The 10,113-nt window shown below is 66.0% G+C and carries 5 protein-coding genes and 1 pseudogene; 3 read left to right on the forward strand and 3 right to left on the reverse strand.

From position 1 onward, the window contains the following. The first annotated feature begins 252 nt into the window (after positions 1-252). On the forward strand, positions 253-2,085 hold the full coding sequence (locus HNH97_RS09160; protein ID WP_407716793.1) for an alginate export family protein: 1,833 nt from the start codon (positions 253-255) through the stop codon (positions 2,083-2,085). 205 nt (positions 2,086-2,290) lie between these two features. On the opposite strand, the gene HNH97_RS09165 is transcribed toward HNH97_RS09160, so the two are convergent. Further along, positions 2,291-2,488, reverse strand: coding sequence for a hypothetical protein (locus tag HNH97_RS09165; RefSeq protein WP_110914024.1), 198 nt, complete (start codon positions 2,486-2,488; stop codon positions 2,291-2,293). Between the two features lie 681 nt (positions 2,489-3,169). Here HNH97_RS09165 and HNH97_RS09170 point away from each other — a divergent pair. Beyond that, entirely contained in the window at positions 3,170-3,781 is a 612-nt protein-coding gene (locus HNH97_RS09170) for a TetR/AcrR family transcriptional regulator (protein ID WP_167400358.1), read from the forward strand. A gap of 50 nt (positions 3,782-3,831) precedes the next feature. On the opposite strand, the gene HNH97_RS09175 is transcribed toward HNH97_RS09170, so the two are convergent. Together HNH97_RS09175 and HNH97_RS09180 are read right to left on the reverse strand one after the other, a co-directional pair. Next, the gene (locus HNH97_RS09175) at positions 3,832-4,869 is read right to left on the reverse strand and encodes an MBL fold metallo-hydrolase (RefSeq protein WP_171790676.1); all 1,038 of its coding nucleotides are present in this window, start codon (positions 4,867-4,869) and stop codon (positions 3,832-3,834) included. A 206-nt stretch (positions 4,870-5,075) separates the two neighbouring features. After that, positions 5,076-8,939 (reverse strand): cellulose biosynthesis protein BcsC, encoded by a 3,864-nt coding sequence (locus HNH97_RS09180; protein ID WP_244949376.1) that lies wholly within the window; start codon positions 8,937-8,939, stop codon positions 5,076-5,078. Here HNH97_RS09180 and HNH97_RS09185 point away from each other — a divergent pair. Then, positions 8,938-10,113: pseudogene (locus tag HNH97_RS09185) on the forward strand (hypothetical protein); the annotation flags it as partial. The gene HNH97_RS09180 and the pseudogene HNH97_RS09185 overlap by 2 nt on opposite strands.

Raw genomic sequence — 10,113 nt, forward strand, 5'->3', positions numbered from 1 at the left:
CACCATAGGCAGGACGGGAGTTTGATTTTTCGTGTGATATTTCATGCAATTATGATCAAACATGCGCGCCATGCGTCCTGCCGTCGCCAATATGCACATGTGAAATGACACTTTTCATATTTAACTTTGTTGACCGTATTATAAAATCACATTACGGATATGGACCAGATTGCATCCCCCGTTTCCTCCCTCCCTTCTCACCGAGATGGTCTTCCCATGACATCCTTGCCAAGGTCAGCCACAGCAGGCGCGATGCCCTCCCGCTTCGCCTCCGTCATCATACGGAATGCGCGCTGCCTGCGTGCCGCGCCGCTGGCGGGGTCGGCCGCCCTTGCGCTTGCGCTGCCATGGGGGGGCGTGGCCGCCACACGCGCGCAGGCCGCCACCACACCGGGACACAGCACATCCGACGCGGCGCATCCGACACTGGCACATCCTACACTGGCGCAGCGCACGCATGCCACACCGTCACACATTACGCCGTCACATGTCACGCCCTCCCCTGCACCGGCCACACCGGTGTCGGGGGGACAGGCGGAAAACATGACGGTGCATGTCGGCCCGCGCCCGCCAATCCAGACCTATCCCCACGCCAACCCGGTGGGACAGCCGATCGTCATGACCGGGGCACAGAACCGCATCAACGGCCATCCCTATGACTGGGGCGTGTTCAATCGCGGCAACGGGGAATCCGCGGGCTTTGGACCGGTCGGTCAATACGGCGTCGCCCCCTGGGCCGAGGACTGGAGCCGCCTGCGCGACAGCAAGAACCACACCGACCCGTTCGACGTGCTGAAATACATCCCGCTGACACCGGACGGGCTGGTGTGGATCAGTTTTTCGGGCGAGACGCGGCTGCGCAACTGGTTCGAGACACGGCCCAACCTCGGCACGCAGAAACCCAACGATTCCGGCCGTTTTGGCGTGCGCAACCTGTATGGCGCGGACCTGCATATCGGGTCGCACCTGCGGTTTTTCGGGCAACTGATCAACGCCGATGCCGGCGGGTGGGGCGGATACGGATACGGCTCCACCTATCGCAAGCGGCTGGATGCGCAGCAGGCATTCGTGGAGACGCGGTGGAACCTGTTCGGCGCGAAAACGGGGTTCATGTTCGGGCGGCAGCAGTTCCTCGATGCGCCGTCCTACATGCTCTATAACCGCGAGACGCCGAACGTGCCGCTGTCATGGGACGGGTTCCGCGCCTATGCCATCTGGGACCGCATCCGCATTGATGGCTGGGACTTCGTGCAGACGAATGACAGCCAGAACAAGATGTTCCACGACACCGAAAACTATTCCACGCGGCTGTACGGGTTCGACACCACATGGGCGCCGCCGGATTTCCGGTTCCTTGGCGAACGTGGCTACTCCTTCGTCGATGCGTTCTATATCGGCTACAAGCTGTCGGGATCGGCAGGCGCCATCGCGACGCAGACGGGCACGGCGACGGGGTCGAACACGCGCAACAATTTCGGCGTCCGCTGGCACGGGCAGGCCGGGCCGATCGAATTTTCCGTCGGCGCGGTGTGGCAGGGCGGCGTGTTCCGCTATGCCAAGACCAACGTCGCACGCAATGTCAGCGCCTATGCCATCAACTCCATCGTCGGATACCGCGTGCCAAAGGACAGCCTGCACACCTTTGCCGGGATCCAGACGGATGTGTATTCCGGCGGCAACGACGCCAGCAAGAGCGGGGATATCGGCACCTATATCTCGCCGTTCAATCCGCAGACCAACTACCTCGACACCACGACCTACATGACGGCGTCGAACCTCATCAGTTTCGCGCCACTGGTGCGCGTCACGCCGTTCAAGTCCGTCAGCATCCAGATCAAATATCCCCTGTTCTGGCGCGACAGCACCAATGACCGGGTTTACAAATCCTCTGGCGCCTACAGCTTTTCCGGCAACTTCGGCGGAAAGTTCATCGGCATGGCCCCGCAGGCGTCGCTGGCGTGGCAGATCAATACACACCTGTCATGGACGCAGTACGTCTCGCGCTTCATGACGTCACGCGCCCTGAACGAGGCAGGCGGGTCGAGCGGGACCTATTACCAGTCGAACTTCGTCTTCCGGTTCTGAAGGCTCAGGGGCCGTGCCCCTGAAACCCCACCAAAGGGCAATGCCCTTTGGAAACCAGTCTTTTTAACGAATCAGGGGCAGCGCGCGCCCTGCCGGGTCGGGAGCAAGCGGCCCGGGTGTTTCACGCGACACCAGCCTCAGGGGCTTTGCCCCCGAACCCCCACCAAAGGGCATTGCCCTTTGGAAACCATGACATCTGGACAGGTCAGGGGGCAGGGCGTGCGGCGGCGCGGAACAGGGAGGCGACGCGGCGGCGCAGGCTCGACAGGTCGGGCAGGACCACATTATGCAGCGCGCGCACGCTGTCATGGGTGGCATAGAACCGCCGCCCGACCACATTGGTCAGCACGATGGCGGTACCGACAAAGATGCCGTCGATTTCAATAATTGTTGATTCCAGCATGATCTGTATCCGAAAAAATCTTTCTGTATTCCAGACGATTCCGGCAGACCCCACGGGTGCCTATCGCACTGGACGGAAATGCCGGGGCCACGCCGGCGCAAAGAAAGCAGGACATCGACTGTATCCACGGGTATATGGTTCCATGGGACTGACCTTCCAGGGGAATGGCGATGCGATATGGGCCGCATCATATCCCGGCATGGGGCGATGTCAAGATTAAACAGTTCTGTTTCGTTCTAACGTATATTATACGGATATATATGTGTTTTTGCAGTTGCCATATTTTCGCCATTTTATCAGATGGTTACACCCATATTTGCCCGTCACGCCGGGACGGCGCCCCTCGCGCGCAGGGCCAGACATCAGCGGGAACACCGCATTTTCTGGATTCCCCCTTAAACCACGCACCAGATGCGGATATAGGGGCCGCGCCATGGACTGATACATTCCCCAACATCAGGGACGCCTGACAAAACTGTTCAAAGCTGATAGTGATGACAGGCGAAGCGAATTCACCAAGGCAGATTAAATAAACATTTATATTTCAAGTATGTTTGCGGTTTATTGCCCCCGATACACTCTCACGCCATGCGCATGATCGCACCATGTCCGCCCGGACACATGCCATGGCCCGCCCGACCTTCGCCAAGGAGATAAGCCGTCAGAATGGCCGCCACACCAATGCAAGCCACCACACGCCTGAGGCTGCTGGAACAGGCATGGCCCCTGATTGCACGGAAGGGCTTTGTCAATACCAGCATCAATGACGTGCTGGAGGCTGCCCACGTGCCCAAGGGGTCGTTTTATTACTACTTCTCCTCCAAGGACATGTTCGGGCAGGAACTGCTACAGTATAACATGTGCGAACATGCAGAGGCGATCCGCATGTTCCTTGCCAGCCCGCACCTGACGGGACTGGACCGGATGATGGCGTACTGGTCCTCATGGGCGGAACGTGAATCCAGCCCCGACCCGCGCCAGAAATGCCTGATCGTCAAGATCGGGTCAGAGGTCAGCGAACTGTCCGACGGCATGCGCGCGGTCATGGAACGCGGGATCGACATGCTGGTCGGGCTTCTGGACGGGGGGATTCGCGCGGGCATCAGCGACGGGTCGATCTGCCCCGTCATCGAACCGGCGAACGTGGCGCGCGAACTGTTCCATTTCTGGCTGGGCAACGCGGTGGCGTTCAAGATCCACCGCAATACCCGCCGCCTGACGCGCGCACTGGAAACCACGCGCCGGATCCTGCAGGGACTGCTGCCCGATTGCAGGCCCTCCCTCACGCTGTAGGCCACGGTTTCGCGAAGGACGCCGCCTTTCGCAAACCGCGCCCCTGCTTTTCACTCCTGGGCCGTCTCCCCGCAGACGATATCGCAGCACGCGCCATGTTCCAGCGTCGTGAACCTGTCCGCCGGCAGTCCCGCCACCGCAACCGCGCGCGCCAGGCGCTGCGCCGGTTCGTCCATCGGTTCATCCGTCAGGCGGAACGTGCCGAAATGCATGCCGATCCCCCGCCGCGCGCCAAGTTCGACAAAACCCGCACAGGCTTCCTCCGGCGTGACATGCACGCCCGCCATCAGGTCGCGCGGGTTGTACGCCCCGATCGGCAGCAGCGCCACATCCGGCGCGCCCAGACGTTCGCGGATCATGCCCCAGTGGCGGCCATGCGCCGTATCCCCGGCAAAGAACACCCGTTGCATGCGTCCCTCCGCGCCGGGCACCTGCATCATGAACCCGGCCCACAGGCTGCGGTTGCGGTCAAAGGGGGTACGTGCGGTGGCGTGGCGCGCGGGGGTCGCGGTGATCCGCACGCCGGCCGTCTCCACCCCCTCCCACCAGTCGAGTTCGACCACGCGCCGCATTCCCGTCCCGCGCAGGTGGCGCGCATTGCCCAGCGGCACGACCACCACCGGGTCGTCCCCCCGCCGCGCCAGCGCGCGCAGCGATGGCAGGTCCATATGGTCGTAATGGCAGTGGGAGACGAGGATGACGTCAATCGGCGGCAGGTCCGCCAGCGCCCGGCCCGGCGCGCGCACCCGTTTCGGCCCGGCCCATTGCACGGGCGAACACCGTTGCGAGAAGATCGGGTCCGTCAGCACCGTCACCACCGACCCGTCCGCGCGCGCGATGCGCAGCAGGAACGTGCTGTGGCCGATGAACGTCACCTGCACCGCGCCGGGTGCGGGTGGCTGGTACGGGTCGCCGGTGGGGGCGGGGTTGTCGATCCATGCGGGCCAGTCCGACGGCGGGCGGTTGCGCTGCCATTTCCAGATCGCCAGCGCACGCAGCCTGCGCGGGGTCCAGCCCTGCGGCAGGATGGCGGGGGGATTGTAAAAACGGGTCCCATCGCAATGGTCGGTGACACGAAATGGCGGCATGCAGGCTTTCTCCGGCGCGAAGACAGCAGTATGTCGCGCCGGGTTCCCCCGTGGCAAATCCGCCCCCCTCCTGCACGGGAAACGCACGGCGCCGCCGAAGAAAACATAAAAAAGTGTCTGGTGAAGCCTTTTTCAAAAAGCTTGGGAAGAACGCCGCCTTTTTGAAAAAAGGCGGCACCCGGAAACCCTTGTTGCCGCCCCTGTCCTCACTGCCCGTCAAAGGCATAATGGAACAGCAGCATCCCGTCGGTTTCCGACCACGGGCCGGAGCGGGTGTACCCACCCTCCAGCCCCACGCGGAAGCGGTGGTCCACCTGATAGACGATGCGCCCGCGCGCATTCCCCGCAAGGCCGCTGGCCCCATACCCGCCATAGGAATCGGGGGGCGTGACCTCCGACTGCAGCAGCGAACTGGTGGGATAGTACGGCGCGCCCCTGCTGTGATATTCCTGATATCCCGCCTCGCCACGCAGGAACCATGTCCAGCGGTTGGTATGGCCCGACCATTCCACCGGCACCATCGCGGCGAAATATTCATGCGGGGAGAAGTAGCCCCCCTGCCCCCACGTGAAGAAGTAGGAATCCTTTTTGTATCCGAAATAGATCAGGTCCGCCCCGACCCGCAGGCGCTGGCGTTCGTGGTACTGCCATACGGTCGCACTGCCCCCGGCCCCGGCCTCGGTCTCGGTATTGCCTTCGACATTGTGCCCCTCGAGATAGGCGAACCCGCCCCCGGCATAGGCATTCCACCCGGCCTCGCCCCATTCCAGCGCGCCATGGCCGAAATTGCGCGTCACCCCGCCCCAGCGCCGCCCGGTGCCGGGATCGCGTTCCCCGGCATAGGACAGTTCGCTGTCGGTCACCATGCGCCGCCCGCCGCTGATGCGCAGGATCAGGTTGTCGGTCAGGTGCGGCGAGAATTCGACGCCCCCCACCACGTTCGTCTCCGCAAAGCCCAGGGGCGAGGATCCGACATCCGCATTGAACCAGCGGTTGAAGTAGCTGAGGTTCAGCCCCACGCCCTGCGTGTCGTAATGGTGATACGCCCACGCATGCGCGCCATTGACCGCCACCGTCCCGAACTGCCGCGCGGAATTGGCGCGATCAAGCGGGTCGCCCGTGAACAGCAGCGTCGGTGTGACGGAAAATGACAGGCGATGGTCCCACGTCCCGAACGGCACGGTCGCGGTGATCGGCACCGCGAATTCCGTCAACTGCCGCAGGCCCGGCGTGCCGGTACGGCTGCGCACGAAGGTATTGGCGTCCAGTTGCGGCGAAATCGAATCGCGCAGGTACACACGCTGCCGGTCGGTGGCCTGGATCTGGTCGTCCTGATGCAGGTAATGGTACGTATCAGGCAGCGGCGCGCCACGCAGGTTGACATACTGGCTGTCGATATCGGGCCAGCGGTAATCCGGCTTCAGGCTTTCACGCCGCCCGCAATGCACCACGCCAGGCATGTCGCACTGCTGCGCATGGACATGCTCCAGATCCGAAAGCTGTTCGCGCATGGAATGGTCCATCCGGGCCAGTTCGGCGCGGATTTCCCATGTCAGGGGGCTGTCGGGCGCCACCGCCTCCAGCCGTGCGGCATAGGCACGCGCCGTCTTCATGTCATCCGCGCCGCCCGCATCGCGCGCGGCGGCGGCAAGGGCGTAGATGTTGCCGGGCCGCAGCTTCAGCGCCGCCTGATCCTCCGCCAGGGCGCGCACGGGTTCACCCCGCGCCTGATAGACACGGCCCATCGCAAGGTGCAGGTCCACCGAGTTCGGGTACTGCGCCAGAAGCGGCGCCAGTTCGGCCTGCGCACGGCGGGCATGGCCGTGGGCGTCCAGCCCCTCCGCATCGAGGATGCGCAGCGCAAGGCCGATCTGCAGGCGCAGGCGCGTCTGGTCGGACGTGACATGCACATCCGGCCTGTGCGCCATCTGGTCATACACATCAAGGCAGCGACGCGCATCGGCCGCGTCATGTACCTGCAGGTACAGCCCGGCATAGGACAGCATCTCCCACGGCTGCGGGTCGGGGGTCAGGCTTTCCTCGTGCACCAGCACTTCCCGCGCGGCCTGGGGCATGTTGTGGTCGATGAACGCATTGGCGATCATCCGCCCGCGCGCGCCGCTGGGATCGGCGCGGTCCGCCAGCGCCATCAGGCCCGTGCGGTCGAAATGCGGGGCGGCGTCAATGTCGCGGATCTGCTGCGCCAGCGCGATCTGCTGCGCCAGAACGTCCACGTCACTCGACCGGTCATCGGCGCGGATGCGCGCCAGCAGGCGTTGCGCCATCGCGTCGTCATTATGGTCAAGCGCATAGATCATGCCCGCCTGCAGCGCCTCCGTGCTGGCGGTGGGGCTGGCGGTCAGGGATTCCATGATCCGTGCGGCCTGCGCGCGGCGTTCGGGCATGTCGGTCCGGTCCAGCGCCTGCGCCAGATGCAGCCGCAGCCACGGGTTGCGCGGGTCGGTCTCCACCGCGCGCAGCAGCAGGGCGATGCGCTGGTCATCGCTGGTGGCGCGTTCCGCCTGCGCCGCCAGGATCTGCCCCTGCACATGCGCGACCATCGCCTCATGCCCGCGGCCAAGGCGCGCGATCAGGGCGCGGGCCTCGTCCTCCTGCCCGTCCTGCGCCGCGATGTCGGCCAGGTTGAACAGCGCATCGGCATTGTCGGGCCAGCGTTGCACGATGGCGCGATAATCCTGGATCGCCTCGGCCGTGTTGCCCTCGCGCCGCGCCAGCGCACCGCGCAGCGACAGCAGCGTCAACTGGCTGCCCCGGCGGCGCGCCAGCACCTCCAGCCCTTCCTGCGCGCGGCCGAATTCACCCAGCGCGATGGCGCGCGCGATCCCCGCCACCAGCAGGTCCGGCCCGCCGCCACGGCCGCCCTTCGCCCCCATGTTCCAGCCATCGAGGCTTTTCAGCGCCACGTCCCAGCGCGCCACATGGTCGGGGTCCAGCGCCCGCGCACGCAGGAAATACGCCCGCGCGCGTTCACGCTGCCCGCGCGATTCGGCGACATACCCCAGACCGCCCAGTGCCTCGATATCCGTGTCATCAACCGCCAGCGCCTTGCGGAACAGCGCCTCCGCATCGCCATAGCGGCGCTGCGCCAGCAGGGTATAGCCCTGCATGCGGTCGTTCGCGGCATCCAGCCGTCCCTGCTCCGCCAGCGCGCGCTGGCGCAGGTCGCGGATTTCGCGGTCATCGGGATGCAGCGACAGCCATTCGTCATAAAGCGGGACCGTCTGCCCCGACACCGATTCCCACAGCAGCGCGCCACGCCATGCCGCCATCGCCTCGGTCCGGATGCCCGCGGGCACCTGCCCGGACATCAGCCGTTCAAGCCCGGCCATCCCCTCCGTCCGCGACACGGCCTGATAGGTCAGGACCTGATAGTAGGTTAGCGCCGCGCCAAGGTCATGCGGGTTGCGCGCGACATAATCGGCCAGTTTCGCCCGTGCCTCCGCATAGCCGACCGGCGTGCCGCCAAGGATGCGGTAATATTCCATCGCCAGTTCGGGTGGCGGTTCGCCCTGGCCGAAAAGCTGACGGTATTTCAGCATCGCGTCATGCATCTTGCCCTGCGCGACAAGGGCGCGGGCCTCGGCCAGCAGCTTTTCATTGAGCGGGCCGGTGCGGATCATCCCGCGAAGCTGCGCCACCTCGTCCGCGACACCCTGATGGTGGGACAGTTCGTTGGCCAGGCGCGTCGCGTCCTCGAAATTCCCGCGCGCCACCTCGATCCGTCCCTGCAGGAACAGGGCATCGGTGCTGTCGGGATCGATCTGCAGGGCGCGGTGGACGGCCTCATGGGCGCGGACCATGTCGCGATGCGTCAGCCAGTAATGCCCCTCCTCCAGCAGCAGGTCGAAGATTTCCGTCGCATGGGCCAGGCGCTGCGTCGCGGCGTCGATCGCCTGCGAACGCTGCGCGTCCATGGGGGTGATGTCGGTCGGGGGCGCGGCAAACGGGGTATTCGCCTCGTCCTGGTCCGACACGATATAGGGATGGGAATCCGGCACGCGCGGCGCGGGGGTGGGGGCTGCCTCCTGCCGTCCGTAATTGGGGGACATGCCCCCGGTATCAGCCCCGGTGCCGCCGGGGGCGGTGTCGGCTTTCGTGCTGGCTGCGGTGCTGCTGGCCGGGGGCGTGCCGACGGGGGCGGACGCGCCTGCTGCCGTGCCCGATGGTGCGGGATCGGTGGATAGGTCCTCCGTCGCATTGGCCGGGGGTTCGGCACCGGTCCCGCCGCTGGCGGCGGCACCTGCCGGTGTACTGCCGGACGCGGCGGCGGCAGGTCTGTTACCGTTCGGTACATTGGCGGCAGGGGCAGGCGTCTTTGCGGACGCACTGGCTGGCGCGGGCGTGGGCGTGGCCGCTGCTTTCCCCGATGGCGCGGGGCCGGTGGATGCCCCTTCCGCCTCATCAGCCGGGGCGTCGTCCCCGATATCGGTATCCGTGTCGGGGGACGCCGCGCTGCCGGGCGCGGAACTGGCGGGCGCACTGCCCGACGCGGACGCAGGCGTGCCGGACGACGCACTGGCAGGCGGCTTCGCGGGCGCGCTGGCAGGTGCGGGTGCGGGCGTGGCCTTACCCGATGGCGCAGGGCTGGTGGACGTCCCCTCCGCCGCGTCGGTCGGGGCATCATCCCCGGTGTCGGTATCCGTATCGGGGGACGCCGCGCTGCCGGATGCGGAACTGGCGGGTACGCTACCCGACGCGGGCGCTGGCGTGCCGGATGACGCACTGGCAGGCGGCTTCGCGGGCGCGCTAGCAGGTGCGGGCGTGACCGCCTTACCCGATGGCGCGGGACCGGTGGACGTCCCCTCCGCCGCGTCGGTCGGGGCGTCATCCCCGGTGTCGGTGTCCGTATCGGGGGACGCCGCGCTGCCGGGCGCGGAACTGGCGGGTGCACTGCCCGACGCGGGGGCAGGCGTGCTGGCCGGTGCGCTGGCAGGCGGCTTCGTGGGCGCGCTGGCAGGTGCGGGTGTGGCCGCGGCCTTACCCGATGGCGCGGGGTTGGTGGACGTCCCCTCCGCCGCGTCGGTCGGGGCGTCGTCCCCAATATCGGTATCCGTATCGGGGGACGCCGCGCTGCTGGGTGCGGAACTGGCAGATGCGCCGCCCGATGCAGGGGCGGACGGCTTCGCGGACGTACTGGCAGGCGCAGGCGTGGCCGGTGCCGCTGGCGCGGCGGTGGGGGCAGGCGGTGGGGAACGCATCTCCAGCGACGCCGGATCGAGGGGG

Origin of the sequence: Gluconacetobacter entanii (assembly GCF_013155425.1) — a bacterium.
Classification (GTDB): domain Bacteria; phylum Pseudomonadota; class Alphaproteobacteria; order Acetobacterales; family Acetobacteraceae; genus Novacetimonas; species Novacetimonas entanii.